The 20,588-nt window shown below is 50.5% G+C and carries 15 protein-coding genes; 4 read left to right on the top strand and 11 right to left on the bottom strand.

Translation table 11 applies throughout. From position 1 onward, the window contains the following. Window position 1: 1 nt before the first annotated feature. From phrB to ACZYUB_RS03640, 7 genes are all read right to left on the bottom strand, one after another. A complete protein-coding gene (gene phrB, locus ACZYUB_RS03670) occupies window positions 2-1,408 on the bottom strand; it encodes a deoxyribodipyrimidine photo-lyase (protein ID WP_463945645.1) in 1,407 nt (468 codons plus the stop codon). Continuing rightward, window positions 1,405-2,322, bottom strand: coding sequence for a MerR family transcriptional regulator (locus tag ACZYUB_RS03665; protein ID WP_463945643.1), 918 nt, complete (start codon window positions 2,320-2,322; stop codon window positions 1,405-1,407). Before ACZYUB_RS03665 ends, phrB begins: the two co-directional genes overlap by 4 nt. Before the next feature lie 60 nt (window positions 2,323-2,382). Further along, window positions 2,383-3,354, bottom strand: coding sequence for a YbgA family protein (locus ACZYUB_RS03660; RefSeq protein ID WP_463945641.1), 972 nt, complete (start codon window positions 3,352-3,354; stop codon window positions 2,383-2,385). Between the two features lie 330 nt (window positions 3,355-3,684). After that, window positions 3,685-6,831 carry a CusA/CzcA family heavy metal efflux RND transporter gene (locus tag ACZYUB_RS03655; protein ID WP_463945639.1) on the bottom strand — a complete coding sequence of 1,049 codons (3,147 nt, stop codon included), beginning with the start codon at window positions 6,829-6,831 and terminating at the stop codon, window positions 3,685-3,687. 10 nt (window positions 6,832-6,841) lie between these two features. Next, window positions 6,842-8,131: an efflux RND transporter periplasmic adaptor subunit gene (locus ACZYUB_RS03650; RefSeq protein ID WP_463945637.1), complete on the bottom strand. Its 1,290-nt coding sequence runs from the start codon at window positions 8,129-8,131 to the stop codon at window positions 6,842-6,844. A gap of 91 nt (window positions 8,132-8,222) precedes the next feature. Then, window positions 8,223-8,615 carry a copper-binding protein gene (locus ACZYUB_RS03645; protein WP_463945636.1) on the bottom strand — a complete coding sequence of 131 codons (393 nt, stop codon included), beginning with the start codon at window positions 8,613-8,615 and terminating at the stop codon, window positions 8,223-8,225. Window positions 8,616-8,662: 47 nt separating this feature from the next. Beyond that, window positions 8,663-10,048 carry a Cu(I)/Ag(I) efflux RND transporter outer membrane protein gene (locus ACZYUB_RS03640; protein ID WP_463945635.1) on the bottom strand — a complete coding sequence of 462 codons (1,386 nt, stop codon included), beginning with the start codon at window positions 10,046-10,048 and terminating at the stop codon, window positions 8,663-8,665. Between the two features lie 183 nt (window positions 10,049-10,231). Here ACZYUB_RS03640 and ACZYUB_RS03635 point away from each other — a divergent pair, with 183 nt between their 5' ends. Together ACZYUB_RS03635 and ACZYUB_RS03630 are read left to right on the top strand one after the other, a co-directional pair. Further along, window positions 10,232-10,915: a copper/silver response regulator transcription factor gene (locus ACZYUB_RS03635; protein WP_463945633.1), complete on the top strand. Its 684-nt coding sequence runs from the start codon at window positions 10,232-10,234 to the stop codon at window positions 10,913-10,915. Continuing rightward, on the top strand, window positions 10,905-12,362 hold the full coding sequence (locus ACZYUB_RS03630) for a Cu(+)/Ag(+) sensor histidine kinase (protein WP_463945631.1): 1,458 nt from the start codon (window positions 10,905-10,907) through the stop codon (window positions 12,360-12,362). Before ACZYUB_RS03635 ends, ACZYUB_RS03630 begins: the two co-directional genes overlap by 11 nt. 228 nt (window positions 12,363-12,590) lie before the next feature. Here the strand turns inward: ACZYUB_RS03630 and ACZYUB_RS03625 are convergent, their stop codons facing one another. Beyond that, window positions 12,591-12,827, bottom strand: a complete 237-nt coding sequence (locus ACZYUB_RS03625) for a heavy-metal-associated domain-containing protein (protein ID WP_463945629.1) — start codon at window positions 12,825-12,827, stop codon at window positions 12,591-12,593. Window positions 12,828-13,250: 423 nt separating this feature from the next. On the opposite strand from ACZYUB_RS03625, the gene ACZYUB_RS03620 reads away from it, so the two are divergent. Both ACZYUB_RS03620 and cueR read left to right on the top strand, forming a co-directional pair. Next, a complete protein-coding gene (locus ACZYUB_RS03620) occupies window positions 13,251-15,623 on the top strand; it encodes a heavy metal translocating P-type ATPase (RefSeq protein ID WP_463945627.1) in 2,373 nt (790 codons plus the stop codon). Between the two features lie 10 nt (window positions 15,624-15,633). Next, window positions 15,634-16,038: a Cu(I)-responsive transcriptional regulator gene (gene cueR / locus ACZYUB_RS03615; RefSeq protein WP_463945625.1), complete on the top strand. Its 405-nt coding sequence runs from the start codon at window positions 15,634-15,636 to the stop codon at window positions 16,036-16,038. A 305-nt stretch (window positions 16,039-16,343) separates the two neighbouring features. On the opposite strand, the gene ACZYUB_RS03610 is transcribed toward cueR, so the two are convergent. The 3 genes from ACZYUB_RS03610 to ACZYUB_RS03600 all read right to left on the bottom strand — a co-directional run bounded on the left by ACZYUB_RS03610 (window position 16,344) and on the right by ACZYUB_RS03600 (window position 20,165). Beyond that, the gene (locus ACZYUB_RS03610; protein ID WP_463945623.1) at window positions 16,344-17,999 is read right to left on the bottom strand and encodes a methyl-accepting chemotaxis protein; all 1,656 of its coding nucleotides are present in this window, start codon (window positions 17,997-17,999) and stop codon (window positions 16,344-16,346) included. A 254-nt stretch (window positions 18,000-18,253) separates the two neighbouring features. Next, on the bottom strand, window positions 18,254-18,460 hold the full coding sequence (locus ACZYUB_RS03605) for a hypothetical protein (RefSeq protein WP_463945621.1): 207 nt from the start codon (window positions 18,458-18,460) through the stop codon (window positions 18,254-18,256). Beyond that, entirely contained in the window at window positions 18,450-20,165 is a 1,716-nt protein-coding gene (locus ACZYUB_RS03600; protein WP_463945619.1) for an SgrR family transcriptional regulator, read from the bottom strand. Before ACZYUB_RS03600 ends, ACZYUB_RS03605 begins: the two co-directional genes overlap by 11 nt. Window positions 20,166-20,588 lie beyond the last annotated feature (423 nt).

Genomic DNA, 20,588 nt, shown 5'->3' with positions numbered 1-20,588 from the left:
ACTATTTCTCCAACTGGCGAAACATCTCGATGGCTGTTACCCGGGCAACAGCGTGATCGACCATGGGCACCGGATAATCAGTTCGCCCCTGCCGACGCAACCACTCATGGGGTTCATGCACCAGGGACGGCGGAATATCCGCAAGCTCGTGAACCCAAGTACGGACAAACTCCCCTTGCGGATCAAATCGTTGCCCCTGAGTGGTCGGGTTGAACACCCGAAAATAGGGTGCCGCATCGGCACCGGTCCCTGCAGCCCACTGCCAACCGCCGTTGTTGGCGGCCAGGTCGCCATCGATCAGCTGGCTCATAAAATAGTCCTCCCCCAGCCGCCAATGGATATGCAGATCCTTGGTCAGAAAGCTGGCCACTATCATCCGCAGCCGGTTATGCATCCAGCCGGTGGCCTTGAGACAGCGCATCGCCGCATCGACAATCGGATAACCGGTTCGTCCCTCGCACCAAGCGGCGAAAGCCTGCGGATCCCAGCTCCAGGGCAGGGCGGCGGTTTCAGGCTTGAACGGCAGGTTCATGGAGAGCGTGGGCACCATAACCAGCAGGTGACGGTAAAACTCGCGCCAGATGAGTTCGTTCAGCCAGACAAAGCCGGGCTGCTCCTTGGACTGCGGCCGATAGCCGAGGCGTTGCTGCAAGGCTGCCAGACACTGACGTGGGCTTATAATGCCCGCCGCCAGATAGGGTGACAGGGTCGAAGTACCGGCCAGGGCCGGAAAATCCCGGGTCTGGCCATAATCGAACACGGCCCGCTCTAAAAACAGCAGCAGGCGACGCCGGGCTTCAGCTTCCCCCACCGGCCAGAGTGTTTCGTCAAACGGGGGACGCAGCCCGCGCTCCAGCAACGAGACCCAAGGCACGGCCGCGCCGCGGGCTGCCGGCGCTCGGTGAATGACAAAACCATCTTGCTCCAGCGCCTTCAACCAGGCGCGGCTAAACGGCGTAAACACCTTGAACATCTCGCCCGCACCGGTCAGTACTCGCCCCGGTGGCAGCACACAGCAGCCGTTAAACCAGTGCGAGGAAATCCCCTGCGCCGCCAGAAGCTGGCTTGCCGCCCGATCCCGACGCAACTCATCGATTTCGATGGCCTGATTGGCATACAGCTGACTCACCCCGAGCTCGCGGCACAACCCCACCAGCGCCTGGGGCAACTCGGCAAAGGTGTCGACGTGCAGCAGATGCAAGCGGATGCCCAGAGCCGCCAGCTCTTGGCCCAGCGCATCCACCTGAGCCAACAGGAACTGCTGGCGGATCGGTGCCATCTTGTGGTGCTGCCATTGGGCGGTTGATATGACAAACAGCGCCGCCACCTCCCCCTCCTCGCTACAGGCATGGCGCAGCGCCGGGTTGTCAGTGAGCCGCAAGTCATTGCGAAACCAGACCAGTTTCATGGCGCACTCCTCTCGTGTTCAATACGGCCTTGAGACGGCGAGTTTTCCGGGCCTCGGTCGGTTAAACGCTGTGCACTGAGCCAGGAAGCCAGCGTCGGTTGCCAACCCCGGGCGGCCAGCCAATCCGGGTCGTACAGATTGCCCAGCTCGCCGAACAGACAGGTGCCTGCGGGCCAGTCAGCACTCAGCTCCTGCTTACCCAAACCAGCCCCCAGCAACACCAGCCATGGGGTAGCGGCACGCCCCTCCAGCAAGGCTGCAGTCTTGGGATCGACCACCCCCAGCAGCTGTACTTCGTAGCCTTGAGTTACCAGCTCGTAACCGCACCAGATCAGATCCAGCGGCCCGACTTGCCCCCAGCTCGCCAGAGTCACGGGTAGCCCCTTCTCCTGCTCGATGAAATGGCGAGCAAAACGGGTCTGTAGCCAGCCCAGCCAGACCTGTTGCAGCAAGAGGCCATCGGGGCGCTCACGCCACAAGCCGAGCAATTGTGCCACCAGCGGCTGCAGCACCCGGCTGCGCACCAGCTCGAACGGGTAACTCGCCAGCAACTCATTGAGCTGCGCCTCGACCTTGCGCTGATGCAGAGCCAGTACCGCCTGGCCGAGTTGCTCGAAGGTCTGTTGCCAATGGTCGTGTACCTGCTGGGGTTGCGGTTCGCTCAGCAGCCCCTTGACCTGGCCTATGCTCACGCCGCGCTCCAGCCAGCTCAGGATCTCGCCGATCTGGCGGATATCCTGCTCGCTGTAGAGGCGGTGTCCCTTCTCGGTGCGGGCCGGTTGTACCAGGCCGTAGCGCCGCTGCCAGGCCCGTAGGGTCACGGCGTTGACTCCGGTCAGGCGGGAGACCTCGCGGATCGGGTAAATCCCTTCATCCGGTGCGAGGGCAGCCGGGTTTAAGTGGGTATCAGACATAACAAATTCCGTTCATCAAGAGATCAAACCCCGGCTTGCACCCCGGGGTCACAACAGGGCTCAGAGCCCATACCGGAGCTTGAGCGTATCCGGGTGCGGGTTGAGATAGACCTGCTCGGCCAGATAACGATTCGGGTATTCGCGCAGGTAGTGGCGGATCAGGGTCAAGGGCACCAGCAGCGGCAGGATGCCGGTGCGGTATTTATCAATGGTGTCGGTCAACTCCTGCTTCTGCGCCGGAGTCAGAACCTTCTTGAAGTAACCCTGCAGGTGCATCAGCACATTGGTGTGATTGCGACGGGTGGCGCGTACGCTGAGCGCCGTCATCAACCCCTGGATATAACGCTGTGCGACCTCCTGCAGGTTGGCCTTGCCGACATGGGCCAGTAATTTTCCGAGCGCCCGATAGTGGGTCGTGGCGTGGGAGAGCACCAGATACTTGTAGCGGGAGTGGAACTGGATCAGGGCAGCGGCGCTCAGCCCACGGGCACAGAGCTGTTGCCAGTCATGATAGGCAAAGACCCGCAGCACGAAGTTTTCCCGCAGTACGGGATCGCACAGGCGACCATCCTCCTCCACCGGCAGCAGCGGGTTGGCCGCCATCAGCGCCTGGGCAAACAGGCCCACGCCCTCCTTGGCACTACCGCCGCTGTTACCGGCATTGCGGCCGCCGTCAGCCGTGCCGGCATAGATGCGCACCCGCTCCATGCCGCAGCTGGGTGACTTGGCACAGAGGATATAGCCGGAGATAAAGTCGAGCTGACGCGCCTTCTGTTCGCTAAAGGCGATGAGCTTGTCAGTGACATCGAAGCTGCCGTTGCTGGCCTCGGCACGGATCTCCCCCTGGCGCCGGACTAGGCGGATGGCCGCCCGCGGCGAGCCCAGGCCGATGGCCATCTCCGGGCAGACCGGGTGGTAGTCAAAGTGAGCGCCAAGCTCCTGTTCGCAAAAGCTGGAGCGCTTGTGGCCCCCGTCGAACCGCACTTCCTGCCCAAGCAGGCAGGCACTGATACCGACTTGAATCTTGTACATGATGGCGCTCCTTGTATAACAGTTGATTCAGTTATAGCAGTTATACAAAAAAAAGAAAGTTGTATAACTTTTGTTAACGGATGCGGTACAAGGACGATTGGGGAGCTCATCGATCAAACCATCTCACAGGGCGTGAACATCGATGAATCTACGCAGCAGAGGGCGAGAGCTAGGGAAGATGCGAATAAGCGGGCAACCTCCTCCCGGCTGACTCGGTGGTTAAACTATTGAGTGTTTCGAGCGATTATTTCTACACTACGACACAGCTTGAAATCAGCCGGCGAGGTTTCGATACGAGGCACACCGGCATAGACCAGTGTGCCCTGGGGATTAGGCTGCTTTCACCCGATGCCTGTAGAGCCAGATGAGCTTGTAGGCGGCGGGAATGATGAATAGGGACAATAACGGTGCTGTGATCATACCGCCGATCATCGGGGCGGCAATGCGGCTCATCACTTCCGAACCCGCTCCGGTTCCCCACAAAATGGGCAGCAAACCCGCAATTATCGTCGCCACCGTCATCGCCTTCGGTCGCACGCGCAGCACGGCCCCCTGATACAGGGCATCATCGAGCCCCTTCAGGCTGAAGGTCTCGGTGCGCAGGAGCCGGGGATCCGCCTCTACTGCGTGCCGCAGGTACATCAGCATCACCACACCAAACTCGGCAGCAACCCCGGCCAGTGCAATAAATCCGGTCCCGGTGGCAACCGACATATGGAACCCCTGCCAATACAGGAACCAGATCCCCCCCACCAGTGCAAACGGCAGGCTCGTCAGGATCAACAGCGCCTCATCCACGCGACGGAACGCCAGGTACAACAGGACAAAGATAATCATCACCGTCATCGGCACCATGAGTTTGAGCTTCTTATTGGCATGCTCCAATAGCTCAAACTGTCCAGAAAACGCCACACTGGTCCCGGGTTTCATCTCGACCTGTTCGCTGATCACCGTTTTCAGATCATGGACCACGGACACCATGTCGCGACCCCGGGCATCGATGTAGATCCAGCTGGATGGACGGGCGTTTTCCGTTTTCAGCATGGTGGGACCGGAGACTACTTTCACCTCCGCCACATCGCCCAGCGTAATTTGCTGCTTCATGGGCGTGAGGATAGGCAGCTGCCGCAAGGCCTCGGGACTATCGCGGAACCCTTGCGGGTAGCGGATGTTGATCGGATAACGGGCCACCCCTTCAACCGTTTCTCCGACCATGGCGCCACCGATGGCCGATGACACAAACAACTGCACATCTCCCACCGTCATGCCGTAACGTGAGGCTTTCTCACGGTTGATATCCACATCGATGTAACGCCCCCCCTCCAGACGTTCCGCCAGTGCCGACACGACGCCAGGCACAGTCTTCACGACTTCCTCAATCCGCTGCGCCGTTTCATCGATATCGGCCAGCACGGTACCTGAGACTTTGATGCCGATCGGACTCTTGATCCCGGTGGAGAGCATGTCGATACGATTGCGGATCGGCGGCACCCAGAGGTTCGCCAACCCTGGCAAGCGGACCGTGGCATCCAGCTCTTCGATGATCTTGTCGATCGTCATCCCCGGGCGCCACTCACTTTCCGGCTTCAGCTGGATGGTGGTTTCCACCATCTCCAGCGGCGCGGAGTCGGTTGCCGTTTGTGCTTTCCCCGTCTTGCCAAACACGGAGGCCACCTCGGGTACCGTTTTGATCAGCTTGTCCGTGGTCTGCAGCAGCACGGCTGCCTGACCGGGAGAAATGCCTGGCAGGGTCGATGGCATATACAGCAAATCGCCTTCGTTGATTTTCGGCAGGAATTCCCCCCCCACATGGCTCAACGGCCAGAGAACCGTGAAGATGGATAACGTGGCCACTATCAACGTCAGCTTCGGCCACTGCAGTACCTTCAACAGCACCGGATGGTAAATCTTGATCAAAAAGCGGTTCAGCGGATTGCTGCTCTCGGCCGGAATTTTCCCGCGGATCCAGAAGCCCATCAGAATGGGGATCACGACGATAGCCAGCGCCGCCGACCCAGCCATGGCGTAAGTCTTGGTAAACGCCAGCGGACCAAAGAGCCTTCCCTCTTGTCCTTCGAGAGTAAAAATAGGGATGAAGGATAAGGTAATGATCAGCAGGCTGATAAACAGCGCAGGTCCCACCTCAACCGAGGCATCGGTAATGACCTTCCAGCGGGTGACATTATCGATTTGGACACCGGGATTATGATGTTCCCACTCCTCCAACCGCTTGTGTGCGTTCTCGATCATGACAATCGCAGCATCCACCATGGCCCCGACGGCGATCGCAATCCCGCCCAGTGACATGATATTGGCGTTCAAGCCCTGGAAGTGCATGATAATAAAGGCAATACACAGCCCAAGCGGCAACGAGATAATCGCCACCAGAGCCGAACGCACATGCCACAGGAACAGGGCGCACACCAGAGCGACCACGATAAACTCTTCCAGCAGCTTATGACTGAGGTTATCAATCGCACGGTCGATAAGTTGGCTGCGGTCGTAAGTTGTGACCACTTCCACGCCATCAGGCAGGCTCTTTTTCAACGAGTCGAGTTTTTCCTTTACCGCGGCGATGACCTCGCGGGCGTTTTTACCCGAACGCAGGATGACGACACCGCCGGCAACTTCCCCTTTGCCATTTAACTCAGCAATACCACGCCGCATCTCCGGGCCAATCTGCACACGGGCGACATCGCGCAGATAGATGGGCACGCCGTTGGCATCGGCTTTCAGCACTATATGGTTAAAATCCTCGATCGTCTTCAGATAGCCGCTGGCACGGACCATGTATTCCGCCTCGGCAATCTCCACCGACGAGCCACCCGCTTCCTGATTGGATGTCTCAAGTGCCGATTTCACCTCTGACAGGCTGATACCATACTGCGATAACTTGATTGGGTTTATTTGAATCTGATACTGTTTCACCACCCCGCCCACCGAAGCGACCTCGGCCACGTTAGGGATAGTTTTCAGCTCATATTTCAAGAACCAGTCCTGCAAGGAGCGCAGCTCCGCCAGATCATGCTTGCCGCTGTGATCCACCAGCGCATATTCAAAGATCCAACCAACCCCGGTCGCATCGGGCCCGATTTCCGAGCTGACACCCGCCGGTAAGCGACCCTGCACCTGATTGAGATACTCCAATACGCGGGAGCGAGCCCAGTAGAGATCGGTCCCATCCTCGAAGATCACATACACGTACGAGTCGCCAAACTGGGAGAAACCGCGCACTGTCTTGGCGCCCGGCACCGACAGCATGGTGGTGGTCAGCGGGTAGGTCACCTGGTTTTCCACGATCTGCGGCGCCTGCCCCGGATAGCTGGTCTTGATGATGACCTGTACATCCGACAGATCAGGGAGCGCATCCACCGGCGTGTTGACGATAGTCCAGGTACCCCAGACGCTGAGAAACAGCACGGCCATCACCACCAGGAAGCGGTTGGCGACCGAACGACGGATAATCCATTCAATCATCACACTCTCCTCAATGGCCGGAATGCGCGTTGGCAGCCGGCATCACCCTATCCGCAGCCGTTGCGGTTGGGGTCTTCGCATGGCGCATGCGCTCCAGCGCCCCCGTGATGTTGGCTTCCGAGTCAATCAGGAAAAGACCACTGACCACGATCGATTCCCCTTCGTTCAGTCCCGCAACTCCGCTCTGATGTCGCGATTCATGCAGGACCTGAATGGCTTTCGGCACGAAGCGACCGTCACCATCGACAGTAATCACACGCTGTTCATGACCGGTATCGATAACCGCCTGCGACGGGATCACCAGCATCTCCGGACTCTGGGTGTCCAGTTTCAGGTAGGCATTCATGCCAGGCTTTAGCAACTCATCCGGATTGGCCACCTGAAGACGGACCTGAAGCGTGCGGGTGGTCGGATCGACGCTGGGCAACAGGTTCCAGCGTGCCACGTGGAAGCTCTTGTCTGGATACGCGGGGACGGAGATGACGAACTGGGAGGAGTCCTTCAGCAGATACGCAATCGATTCTGGTATCGCGGCGCTGATCCACACCGGATCCATACCCTGGATCTGGGCCACCACCTTGTCCGTTGAAATATTCATCCCGCTGCGCAGATCAAACGCCGTGATAACACCCTCGATCGGCGCCTTGATGGTGAAGCGGGTCTGGATGACGCGCGAGCTACGCAGACGCTGGATATTTTCTTCCGGCATACCGGCAAGGCGCAGCCGTTCAAGAATGCCCTTCACCTGGGTGGCAGAGCCGCCGGTCGCGGATAACAGCAGGTATTCGCTCTGTGCCTCAACCCATTCCGGAATGGTGATATCAATCAGCGGGGTGCCTTTTTTCACCTTGTCGCCGATGGTCAGTGGATACACCTTTTCGACAAAGCCCTCGGCGCGCGCCTGTACTATCACATACTGATAGTCATTGAAGCTGACGTTGGCCGGAATGGTCTGAGAGTAGTGCAAGCTGCCTTTGCTGACCTTAGCCGTCTTCAGTCCGAGATTCTGAACCAGAGTCGGATCGATACGAACTCCCCCGCTCTGCTGCTCACCGCCTTCATCGGCATATTTCGGCACCAGATCCATATCCATAAATGGCGACTTGCCGGGTTTATCAAATTTGGTATCGGGTTTCATCGGGTCATACCAGAACAGGACCTTGCGCTCTGATGGTGGCGATGACTGCGACGCCGCTTTTTCTACCGAGCCGAGATAACGGTAGGCGGAAATAGAGATGACCCCTCCCACGATGAGGCTACAGATGATGGTTGCTGTATATTTTAAGGTTAAAGAAGACATCGGCGCCTCTACTAAATCGAGAGTAATACTGGCGTATTTATCCGGTGAAAAAAAAGTGCCCCATCGTTATTTGCGGATGGGACCTTCATCATCAGGACGGTACGACGTTAATGGTTTGCAACAGTGAAATATTGCCCTGCTGGATAAACGAGAAATTAACTGCAGCGCCAACGGTTAAAGCATTAATGCTGTCATCCTGACTGGTAAAGGTAAATCGCATCGTCATCTCCGGCCAACCGACCGCCGGAATAGCATCATGAGCTATGGTGATCTTTTTATTGACCAGATCGATCTCCTTGACGACACCGCTGGCATGGATGACTTGCTGCTCCGGCGTGGCTTCAGCGCTGGCCATCGCCATATCATGATGCTCTGCCGTGGATGCCATGCTGCTCATGTCCATATCCATGCTGTGATGTTGTTCCGTGGCTTGCACTGCCTGTACCATGGCCAGAGAGAAGAGACCGCAGAGTACAAATTTCATTGATTGATGCATATTATTTTCTCCAAAATTAACTGCCATTAAATATTTCATTCTATCCAACCGCCCCCAAGAGCAGTAAACAGATTAATTTCATTCACCTGCTGGGAATATTTCAAATCAAGAAGGGTTTGCCGAGCAGAAAATAACGACCGCTCCGCATCCAGTATTTCGATATAACTCACGGCGCCGCTCTCATATAATGCGCGGGCTCGTTGTAGCGTGATTTCCAATGATGCGATATAACGCTGTTGGGCCGTAATTTGCCCGCTGATGCTATCGCGCAACGATAAGGCATCGGCGACCTCTTTGAATGCAGCTTGAATCTTTTGCTCGTAATTCACGATGGATTGATTCTGCCGGATCTCGGCCAAATCCAGGTTGGACTGATTTCGACCCGCATTGAAAATAGGGATCTCGATTTTCGGCGCGAAATTCCACATGCCACTGGCAACGCTAAACAGGCTTGATAGATCCGTGCTGCTGCTTGAAATCCCGCTGGTCAGGGTGACGGAGGGAAAGAATGCCGCTCGGGCCGCACCAATGTTGGCGTTCGCGGCCCGCAGTTGATGCTCGGCCTCCATCAGATCCGGTCGTTGCAGCAGTATGGTCGAGGAGATGTTGGGCGGCAGCGTGACCGGGTTGAGATCCAGCTCCGGCTCGAGCGTGTCATTTGGCAGGGTCTGGTAGCTACCCAGCAGCAGTTGCAGTGCGTTGTTCGCCTGTGCCAGCTCGCCTTCCCGTTTGGCGATATCCGCGCGAGTGCTCTCAATCATGCCGCGGGCCTGTTCCAGGGCCAGAACATTACTGCTGCCCGTGACCAACTGCTGTTCGACAAAGGCATAAGATTGTTGGTAATTCTGCAATGTGTCTCGGGCTATGTTCAGCTGTGCCCTGGCCAGGCGCTGGTTGAAGTAGCTTTGTGACACGTTTGAAATCAGCAGGATATGAACGGCACGCTGGGCCTCTTCACTGGCAAAAAAGTTTTGCCGATCCGCCTCGCTCATATTCTTCAGCTTGCCGAAAAGATCGAAATCAAACGTCAGCTCCACACCGGCCTCCAACTCCTTGCTGGTAGAGCCCCGGCCGTCGAGTCCGCCCTGGTAGTTGCTATCGGAAGCGGCGTTCAACTGCGGATATCGATCGGCATCGGTGACATTATATTGCGCGCGAGCTTCCTGAACTTTCAGCGCGGCCATCCGGAGATCGCGGTTATTCCGCAGCGCCTCGGCAATGAAGCCCTTCACCTGCGGGTCGGCAAAAAAGTGACGCCAGCCCGTCTCCTGATCATTCGCAGCGGCAGGAACCAGAGCATTCCGGGACACAGAGAACTGTTGCGGCACCGGGAGTTCCGGTCGCTGATAGGCGGGAGCCAGAGAGGAGCATCCCGCCAAAACCAACATAGAACTGACGGCCAGTTGTTTTAATTTCAACATATCGGTTCTCGTCTAAGCATGCTCGATGACATGCAGCCAATGGTTTCCAGATGATTACAGACAGCTTAAACGGGCCACTCTGTTTGCCCGGTGACAGGATCATGACAAAGCTGTCATGTTAGATGCAGGTCGTTGATATCATTGTCTCGCGCACTAGAATGGCTGACGAACTCCGGAGGTAAGATGAAAATACTGGTTGTCGAGGACGAGGCAAAAACCGGGGAGTACCTTTGCAAGGGACTCACCGAAGCGGGTTTCGTGGTGGATCTCACCGATAACGGCCTCAATGGCTATCATCTGGCGATGACAGCGGATTATGATCTCATCGTGCTGGATATCATGCTGCCCGATGTGAACGGTTGGGATATAGTGCGCATGCTGCGTGCCGCCAATAAAGGCATGCCGATCCTGTTGTTAACGGCTCTCGGAACGGTTGAGCATAGAGTCAAGGGCCTCGAGCTTGGCGCTGACGATTATCTGGTCAAACCGTTCGTCTTTGCCGAACTGCTGGCCCGGGTCAGAAGCCTGCTGCGTCGTGGTACCACCCTGATGCCGGAGAGCCAGTTTCAAGTCGCCGATTTAACCCTCGATCTGATTTCGCGTAAAGTGAGCCGCGGCGGTGTCCGGATCGCGCTCACCAGTAAGGAATTTACCCTGCTCGAGTATTTTATCCGCCATCAAGGAGAAGTGCTGCCCCGGGCGCTCATCGCTTCCCAGGTCTGGGATATGAACTTTGACAGTGACACCAATGTCATCGACGTTGCCGTCAAACGGCTCCGGGTGAAGATAGACAACGATTTTGAACCCAAGCTCATTCAGACCGTCCGCGGCGTCGGCTATGTCCTCGAGGTGCCGGATGGTAACTAGCTGGAAGAGACGGCCGTTCTCACTCAAATTCCGCCTCACCTTCTTCATCAGCCTTGCGGCCATTATCACTTTTGCGGCCTTTGCCGAGATCATGCTGCGCTCCGTGCAAACGCACTTTGCCGAGCAAGACGTGATGAACCTGCAGCAGATCAACTCGGCAATCTCGGACATCTTGCAAACATCGGGGGAGTCAGAGCAGCAGAAAGCGGAAAAGATCGACATTGCGTTGGCTAGCTATCATCACGTCTCCGTATTGCTGCTGAATTCGCAACACCAGGTAGTATACAGTTCGGCCGAGGGCCCGGTCCTGATGCCCGTATTAAGCTCGGCCAACTTCAGCAAACAACTCGGCTCCGGTGAGGTATTTCTATGGCCCGCTCACCAGGGCGGCACAACCACAATGCACACCGGCGGCAAGATGGAGTCAACCATCTACCGGATTATCGCCTCCTCCATCGATGCCGCCACAGACGATACCAGCAGCCCGCACACCCTTCTCATCGCCTTATCGATCGATTTCCACCTGCATTATCTTGACGCGCTGAAGCACAAGCTCTTGATGATTGCCGCGACCATGAGTCTATTCATCATTTTTATCGTGCTGTTCTCCGTGCACAAAGGCCACCAGCCACTGCGCAACGTCAGCATGAGAATCAAGAACATTACCTCGGAAAATCTGGATGTGCGGCTCGAGCCGGAACGAGTCCCGATTGAGCTCGAACAGCTGGTCATCTCGTTCAATCACATGATTGCGCGTATTGAGGATGTGTTCACCCGCCAGGCCAACTTCTCTGCCGATATCGCGCACGAGATCAGAACGCCGATCACCAATCTGGCGACCCAGACGGAGATAGCACTGAGCCAGCAGCGAACGGCGAAGGAGCTTGAGGATGTACTCTATTCCAACCTCGAGGAGTACAACCGGATGGCTAAAATGGTGAGCGACATGCTGTTTTTGGCCCAAGCGGACAACAATCAACTGATCCCGGAGCGCATCCCGCTGGATCTGCAGGCGGAGACCCTCAAGGTGTTCGAGTTTTTCGAGGCGTGGGCCGAAGAGCGCGGCGTCGGCCTCACGCTGGACAACCACTCCGGCTTCGTCGAGGGGGATCCGCTGATGCTTCGGCGTGTCATCAATAACCTGTTATCCAATGCCATTCGCTATACCCCGAGTGGCGGATCGGTCACGGTACACCTGTGTGAACGCGACGAGTGGGTCGAGCTGTCCGTCGAGAATCCGGGCGTACCGATCCCACCTGAGCATTTGCCACGCCTCTTTGACCGTTTCTACCGGGTCGACCCATCCCGGCAACGAAAGGGCGAAGGCAGCGGTATCGGCCTTGCCATCGTCAAATCGATCGTCGCCGTGCACCATGGCAAAATCAGCGTCGAATCCGATACCCTCTCGACGCGTTTCACCATCTCACTGCCCCGGATCGAGCACTGACAGTGGACATTGCCTTCGAAAAGGCTATGTCCCAGCAATATGCTGAGCATATATATGCATTAATTACTTCAATACCAGCAAGCAGGCCTTCTTTAGAGGCCCTCTTCTAAGCTAAATTCTGCGCTAAAATTGCGTCGATTGAAATACTATTAGTTTAAGAGTACAGCCTACGCGGAGTAAAAAAGGCACCGGTTTTAAACCGGTGCCTTTTAATAGCAACACTCTTTATCAGGAGTGGCAACTATTCGATGGACTGCAGCAACCAGCTTTAGCGATAGTCGCTACATATCCAGCTTCTTTTAATGCCTCGATAATTTCATCTGCATCTAATTCACCGCTCACCGATATAATATGGCTCACTAGATCCGCCTCTACTTTCGCATCATCTTGTAGCTGCAAAATCGCTTTGGTAATTACGCTGACACAATGGCCACATGTCATATCTGAAACGTAGAACTTCATCATACTGAGTCTCCTTTGCTAAGTTCATTAGATATGATAAAGATTGCCATAATGGCAGGGTCAAGGGTGTTTCACTTTTTTTGCATATTCCTAAAGTGACAGAATAGGCACAAGCACACCGCTAGACCGTATTCAATAATCATTGAGATATAACTCTTCTCCGTCTCAAAATGTCAGAATTTCTGCTAAGTCTGATAGTTGAAACGCTTGGGATGCAATTAGATCCGCACAGTAGAGGCTCGCCCCCGTAATCGGTCTGTCAGTACATTCGCTCTGACTCTTCGGTCAACAACAGAAAAAATAGTTGTGGCGCCTATAGATACAGAGCCCGAGATGATTAGACAACGTTATTCTTGACCTTACCATGATGGAAAGGTCCAGACTTGTTCTGTCAGCCCGACCATCTTGTATATGGGAGTAACAAACATGGCAGCACCCCTTCAGTTAGCAGTAAAAGGTATGACCTGCGCATCATGCGCAAACCGGATTGAAAGAGCCTTACTTTCAGTAACAGGAGTAACTCAAGCCAATGTTAACTTAGCGACTGAAACAGCAACAATAAATGGCACTGCACAATTAACAGATATCATGCAGGCGATACTGACAGCAGGCTATCAACTCGATACTCAGAAACAACTATTCGATGTGAAAGGCATGACATGTGCTTCCTGTGCCGGCCGAGTAGAAAAGGCTTTGCTAAAAGTACCTGGCGTGATCTCTGCCTCAGTAAATCTGGCCACCGAGCAGGTCAGCTTAGAGCTTATTGCTGCCAACGCTTCTATTGATGCCTTACAACAGGCAGTGGCTACAGCGGGTTATGAGCTGATTGTCGAAAAGAATACGGCTCAGACGGCTGACATGAAAACGGAGCAGAAGTTTTATGAAAAGGATGCCTGGCCAGTCGTTGGCGCAGCCATACTTACCTTGCCATTAGTGTTTCCAATGTTAGGAAGTCTATTTGGAGCAGACTGGATGCTGCCTCCGCTCTGGCAGTGGTTGTTAGCGACCCCCGTACAATTTTATTTTGGGGCTCGCTTTTACAAAGCTGGGTGGCATGCATTAAAAGCCCTATCTGGCAATATGGATTTGCTAGTTTCAATAGGTACTAGTGCTGCCTATGGCTTATCAATTTACTTATGGTACAGCTTTGATGGGCACCACGGTGCACCACATCTATATTTTGAAAGCAGTGCTGCAGTACTCACTCTGGTATTACTTGGAAAGTTTCTAGAGAAACGAGCAAAGCAACGGACAACTGATGCTCTTAAAGCACTAGAAAATTTAAAGCCAATATCCGCCACTGTATGGCGTCAAGATGATTGGCAAGTGGTCGCCGTAGCAGAGCTTAAAAAGGGTGACAAAGTAAAAGTGCTGCCGGGTGATCGCATACCATCGGATGGTATTGTTATTAAAGGCACCAGTCATGTTGATGAAGCGCTAATTAGTGGCGAAAGTATTCCACTACATAAAAACATTGCCGATCAGGTTACCGGAGGTGCAGTTAATCTGGATGGTGTTTTAGAATTTGAAGCGACTGCCGTTGGCGCAGAATCGACACTGTCGAAGATTATTCGTCTAGTCGAGCAAGCACAAGGTGCCAAAGCACCGGTTCAGGCGCTAGTGGATAAAATCAGTAGTATATTTGTACCCTCTGTTCTTATTGTTGCATTATTTACGGTACTGATTTGGGGAGTGGTATTTAGTGACTGGACACAAGGTATATTGCATGCCGTAGCGGTACTGGTTATCGCTTGTCCCTGTGCGCTGGGTTTAGCAACACCTGCTGCTATTATGGCTGGTACTGGCACGGCAGCCCGGCATGGTATTTTGGTGAAAGATGCGATTGCATTGGAACAGGCAACAAAGATTGATTATGTCGTATTTGACAAAACCGGCACTCTTACCGAAGGTAAACCGGAACTGATGCAGTTAATGTCGCTACGAACCAATGATAATGACCTCGCCATGCTGGCCTATGCACTATCTGAAAACAGCGAACATCCATTAGCCAAAGCTGTCGTAAAATATGCACAATTACACCAGGTTAAGTTAAATGAAGTTAGCAATTTCGTTGTGGTGGCAGGAAAAGGGGTTAAGGCGGTTATCGATGAGCGCGATATATTACTTGGATCCAGTCATTGGATGCGCGAACTGGGACTGACACTGCCAACAGATAAAATTGCGATAAAAGGGGCCTCAATATCTTGGGTGGCAGAAATGAAGGCAGGGAAAGTTGAACTCCTTGGTCTGCTATGTTTTGCCGACAAGGCAAAACCAGAGGCGAAAACTGCGGTTCAAAAGTTGCAGCAAAGTGGCATCAAGGTGGCAATGCTGACGGGTGATTCACGAGATAGCGCCGATTACATTGCCAACGAGTTAGGGCTGGATAATGTTCAAGCTGAAGTATTACCGCAAGGCAAAGCGCAGGCAGTAATGGAGTATCAGGCTCAAGGATTTAAAGTGGCAATGGTTGGTGACGGTATCAATGACGCTCCTGCACTGGCACAGGCTGATTTGGGCATCGCTATGGCAACTGGCACAGAGGTAGCTGTGAGTGCTTCTGCCATGACCCTGATGCGTGGTAACCCAGAACTGGTAGCGGCTGCATTGCATCTGTCTAGTGCTACGTACAGAAATATTCAGCAAAACTTATTCTGGGCATTCGCTTTTAACACAATTGGTATTCCTCTGGCGGCTATGGGATTTTTAAATCCAGTTATTGCTGGTGCAGCGATGGCTTGTAGTAGTGTCTTAGTTGTTACCAATGCTCTACGTTTACAGCGGATGTCATTTAAATGAGGTGTCCCACATGAAGTCATTGTTAACTATAGGTGATGTTGCCAAAATCAGTGGTTTAACGGCAAAGATGATTCGTCATTATGAACAATTAGGATTGATTAAAGTCTCATTACGTAGCGAATCAGGTTATAGGTTATATAACAGTGAACAGGTCAATCAACTACGTTTTATCCGGCAAGCCCGTAATCTTGGATTTTCATTGGCTAACATACACTCTTTGCTTGAATTGTGGCAAAACCCAGAGCGTGAAAGCCGTGCAGTAAAACAACTTGCACAACAGCACCTCAATGAAATCGCTGAAAAAATTGCCGAACTGCAACACATGCAAAATGTGCTGACAGCTCTTGCCGAAAGTTGTCGTGGTGATGGTAGCCCACACTGCAATATTCTTAAGCAACTGGCTAAACCGTTATGATAATTTAAATAATATCGGGCACCTTAGGTGCCCGATAATTTTTCTGAGTAAAATAATCTGTATGCAACCAAGATTTTTCAAGATCCTTATGTGCATATTTAACGAGATAAATAACATCGAGAACTATCCACAAGATCCTGTCTGCTAAAAAAAGCATTGCATACATCATTGTGGATAAATCTCTTAAACTGTATTGCTTAATAGCAGATGAAAAAAGCCCCCGATATGGGGGCAAAGGCAGGTGCAATTGATGTACCTAAATACAGCACAGATACTTACTATAATTTCGCAAACTGCAATTTAATTTATTCAGTAAGTTTAAAAAGCGCAACAACAGAATTTATGCCCTTAGTCGCCTCTGTCATTTTTTCCGAAATTTCAGATGTTGTAGATGCGGCACTATTATTCTCATCAACCATCTTAGCGACAATTTCGATCTGCTCAGCGATACTATTTGTGGCTATAGATTGTTCTTTTAGAGATGTAGTCATTTCATCGACAAGACTAATTGTGCTTTCTGCAACTTGAGCAATTTGCGACATAGCAACATCGGCCTCTTTGGCTAATTTCACCCCGCTTTGGACCTGCTCAACAGCATCATCCATGCTACTCCTTGCTGAATATGAAAGATCTGCAATAGTACTAATCAACTGGCTAATCTCTGTTGTTGATGAAGCAGTTCTGGCAGCAAGATTCCTAACTTCGTCAGCGACAACAGCGAAACCTCGCCCATGCTCTCCAGCTCTTGCAGCCTCAATTGCAGCATTAAGGGCTAATAAGTTAGTTCTTTCTGCTACATCTCTAATCACACCAATAACTTTGCTGATTTCAAGGTTCTTATCTTTTAGAGCATCCACACCAGATGAGACAGAATTTACTGCAGAAAAAATTGAATTAATCTGGCTTGTTGTTTTTTCTATCACTTGCTGGCTATTTAATGCAATCTGACCTGTAGATATGGCCCGCTGGTTGGCCAGATCCGCTTGTTCTCCAACATGATGAATGCTGACAGACAATTGCTCTATAGATGCAGCTATCAAAGAAGTCGCCTGATTTTGAGATGCAGATCCATTGGCAACTGTCGATGCTGATGCCTCAAGAGCATTAATTGTGGAAGCTAGACTAGCTGACTCCAATTTAACCTTTAATATTGCATCATGGAGAGTATCCAAAAAGACATTAAAAGTACTTAATAACATTCCCATTTCATCACTACGTAAAATGCGCCCCCGAATGGTGAAATCAAGATTACGACTAACACCATCCATAACTCTCTTCATCTCGGAAACACCGAAGGTGAGTTGTTTGAAAACAATCAGCCCTAAAACCAAAAGCAACGACAACATTAGAATTGAAGACATAATAATGGTTATTTGTGCATTACCGTAATGTTCATGATCCTTTTGAGCTAAATCTCGGGCAAGGACTTCATTATAATGAACAATTTCAGAGAATGTCCTAGATACGAGCTTAGATTGCTTCGCGAGATCATTTATCGCAATGTTAACGACTGAAATATCATCAATGCTGCCACGTGTGGAGACAATCATAATGAGAAGATCATCCAGCATCTTCAAATATTTCACCAATTCAGATTTGGCATCATTATAAATAACTGCATCTCGCTCATCCGAGAAAAGTTTTTCGTATCCGGATAGTTTTGCCAACAATAAATCACCATTTGCTCGTATATTTTTCGCCTCGGTTTCAAAGTCAGAACCACCATATAGGTCGTTATTTCTTGATTGCCAGCCGAAAGCGAAATTTCTTATTTTAATCCGCAATTCAAGAAACATAGCATTAGCTTCATTTATGGTATTGAAACTAGGTAGCGTATTATCCATTACATATTGAAAATCCGTGTTAACCTCTTTAAGCCGCTGAAGAGATAAGGCTCCAATCATAACAAAACCACAACCTGACAAGATTAGTGTTATCGCTAGTTTAGTTACAAGTTTCATAAAATGTCTCTCGTCAAACATATTGTATTGGCATTAATGCTTATTTGTTGATGCATGATCAAGCCATCGTAACCATTGAGACTAATTATATGAAATATAAGACACACAAAAAACGAACCATCAAATATTTTAATTTCGTGTTTTAAGATGAGAAAACGCTAAAAAACGTGACACGCGTCGAACAATCTAATGTCGTAAATGGCAACCCTACTTACGAAAAGCATCTAAATTACCATAACGAATTGGCTTATAAATCAACTCATAATTGCTGGCTTTTTGTAATAGCATGTATGTCCGCCATTTTCATTAACCTCTGAAGAAAAAACATTCACATAGCCTAGCGATTTCAAAAGGTGGTCCACAACCTTTAAATATTTCGCGCTATCAATTTGTAACGGGGCTAGCGCCATTCCAGACCTTATTTCAATAATTACTTTTACTTCAATGAAATCAGTGTTCATTATTTTTAATCCACACATGATCTAGCTGAAACCAACCCAGCAATCCTACTTCTACATTTCGTATATTTTCATCATGATAGACATTCAGCCAATGATGATATAGCGGCACTAGAACATTTTTTTCAATTGCAAGCTTCGATATTGTTTCTGATACATCATGGCCATTGCACCAGTCTGATTTCATTTGCTGTATGCTGTTTATAAATGATGAAGCATGATGTCTGACAATGTCGGTCAGGAAAAACCAAGAAGGAATTGAATAGGTTCTTGGCTCAAAGAAGTTTACTGAGGATAGAACAATATCAACATCACATGTTGGATTACAAAAACTCTCGAATGGCAATGGAATCAATTCACAATCTACATTGTATCTAGCCAAATGAAGTGACAATAGCGCTGCAATACTTTCTAGTTCGGGCTGCATAGTGTGATAAATAACTTTCAAACCACAATTAATACTATTAACAGAAACATTGTTTTTTATTGCTCTATGATTCCAGTTTGGTATCAATCCGGTCGCTGGAACCCAATGACTATAAGCATCAGGCTTTGCATTTTGCAGCATTGCTATTGGACTTATCATGTTTAACACAATTGCACGCAGGGTCTCTGTGTTTAATATTTTCGACTTGTCACTTATCATTGCAAAATAACAACCAAGCTCCAGCTTCGATTTATGTTCGACAGCTTCTTCTTGCTTCTTACTTTGTGAACTTACATACGGGCCTGGTATGAACCCAGGGTTAGTACTTATTTTTCGCTGAATATCAACGTGCGCATCCTGACAAATGGAAATTGAATCAACCAATGGTTTAACTCCATAGAATAAACTGTCGGACGCCAACTCGATAACATCATTACTCACGTTAGATATCTTATACGGCCCCACACCATCAGCAGGGTCAGTAGAGCTATCTGAGTCAGAAATTGCAATAGAAAACAATGGAGACCCGAGAAGATATGGCACCCAAGCAAATTTGTAATTTACCGCAACATCAACATATTCGTCATTTGCTGAATAAACCTTCATCTCTAAATCTGATTTTTTTGAGAATATGGAGAAATCTTTTGTCAGAGATGCGGCAATATTCTCTGCCGTAAGTAACTTTCCACTATGCAGATAAATTTTCTTTCTTAAATGAAAACGCCAAATCAATGGCTCAATATTTTCCCAGTAATGAGAAATCTCACCATTTAAAAGACCATTGTTATGATTTAATGACACCAATCCTTTATACAAATAGCCTATAAGGTGGCGCTCCGTTCTCCTAAGGTGGACAAATGGAGAGTCAAGCACAATGCTTCTGTAATAGTGAACAATTAACTTATTATCAGGTTTTACTTGTGAATCCTGAGCCGGTCTGGGATCTAAACTTTGGCGTAAATAACTAGCCAGCGTAGTCTCATTAATATTTTTTAGCGCTTTATTCTCTTGCGCTGACAGCCGCCTTATAGCTGAACATGCAATTCTGGCCTCAACCAAGTCCGTCCTTGCGAGAAACTTGAGTGCAGACTTATGTCCGCGCCCAGCAACGCCTTTCCAATCAATGAGACCCTCGTCAACCAGACGAGCCACAATATTACTGGCGTGACGCTTCGAGCATGACAATGCATCAGAGATATCCTGAAGATTCACACCGCCATCATTTCCATAAAAGCACTTGTAAAGTAATAAATATTGATTTTCTAATATGTTTTTAGTCATAAATATAGAAGCAACTTCAAAAAAAATATCATTGTTTAATTATTCACCAGCAAATGATAACCTATGTTTTGAAAAATGACAGCTCAAACACTATTCTTTATGAAACAAACAGATCCTACAACATATGTTGAGAGGTTATTCACAATATGTATATAACCATCATGCGACGAACCACACCTAGTGGTAAGTTATAATGTCTTGGTTAGGTTAATAATTGGTTAATGAAGTGCCAGATACTTTAACCATATAGATATAAAATTATAATAGGAACTCCGAATGAGCGGGCCAGTTCAAATTACAGCGCATTACTTTTATCTTAGTTATTATATTCTTATTTGCATTGTGCTTTTTATCGCGATGGAAATATGCGCAAGATGCAGAATACTCTAAGCAGCACTTCTTATTAAGCTTTATTGATTACTC

It is taken from the genome of Pseudaeromonas sp. HNCC25DJ182, assembly GCF_055413365.1.
This window is presented reverse-complemented; position numbering and strand designations above follow the sequence as displayed.

Excerpts from the sequence above, each read along its gene's own strand:
- phrB (WP_463945645.1), bottom strand. The coding sequence starts at position 1,408 with ATGAAACTGGTCTGGTTTCGCAATGACTTGCGGCTCACTGACAACCCG.
- ACZYUB_RS03665 (WP_463945643.1), bottom strand. The coding sequence starts at position 2,322 with ATGTCTGATACCCACTTAAACCCGGCTGCCCTCGCACCGGATGAAGGG.
- ACZYUB_RS03660 (WP_463945641.1), bottom strand. The coding sequence starts at position 3,354 with ATGTACAAGATTCAAGTCGGTATCAGTGCCTGCCTGCTTGGGCAGGAA.
- ACZYUB_RS03655 (WP_463945639.1), bottom strand. The coding sequence starts at position 6,831 with ATGATTGAATGGATTATCCGTCGTTCGGTCGCCAACCGCTTCCTGGTG.
- ACZYUB_RS03650 (WP_463945637.1), bottom strand. The coding sequence starts at position 8,131 with ATGTCTTCTTTAACCTTAAAATATACAGCAACCATCATCTGTAGCCTC.
- ACZYUB_RS03645 (WP_463945636.1), bottom strand. The coding sequence starts at position 8,615 with ATGAAATTTGTACTCTGCGGTCTCTTCTCTCTGGCCATGGTACAGGCA.
- ACZYUB_RS03640 (WP_463945635.1), bottom strand. The coding sequence starts at position 10,048 with ATGTTGAAATTAAAACAACTGGCCGTCAGTTCTATGTTGGTTTTGGCG.
- ACZYUB_RS03635 (WP_463945633.1), top strand. The coding sequence starts at position 10,232 with ATGAAAATACTGGTTGTCGAGGACGAGGCAAAAACCGGGGAGTACCTT.
- ACZYUB_RS03630 (WP_463945631.1), top strand. The coding sequence starts at position 10,905 with ATGGTAACTAGCTGGAAGAGACGGCCGTTCTCACTCAAATTCCGCCTC.
- ACZYUB_RS03625 (WP_463945629.1), bottom strand. The coding sequence starts at position 12,827 with ATGATGAAGTTCTACGTTTCAGATATGACATGTGGCCATTGTGTCAGC.
- ACZYUB_RS03620 (WP_463945627.1), top strand. The coding sequence starts at position 13,251 with ATGGCAGCACCCCTTCAGTTAGCAGTAAAAGGTATGACCTGCGCATCA.
- cueR (WP_463945625.1), top strand. The coding sequence starts at position 15,634 with ATGAAGTCATTGTTAACTATAGGTGATGTTGCCAAAATCAGTGGTTTA.
- ACZYUB_RS03610 (WP_463945623.1), bottom strand. The coding sequence starts at position 17,999 with ATGAAACTTGTAACTAAACTAGCGATAACACTAATCTTGTCAGGTTGT.
- ACZYUB_RS03605 (WP_463945621.1), bottom strand. The coding sequence starts at position 18,460 with ATGAACACTGATTTCATTGAAGTAAAAGTAATTATTGAAATAAGGTCT.
- ACZYUB_RS03600 (WP_463945619.1), bottom strand. The coding sequence starts at position 20,165 with ATGACTAAAAACATATTAGAAAATCAATATTTATTACTTTACAAGTGC.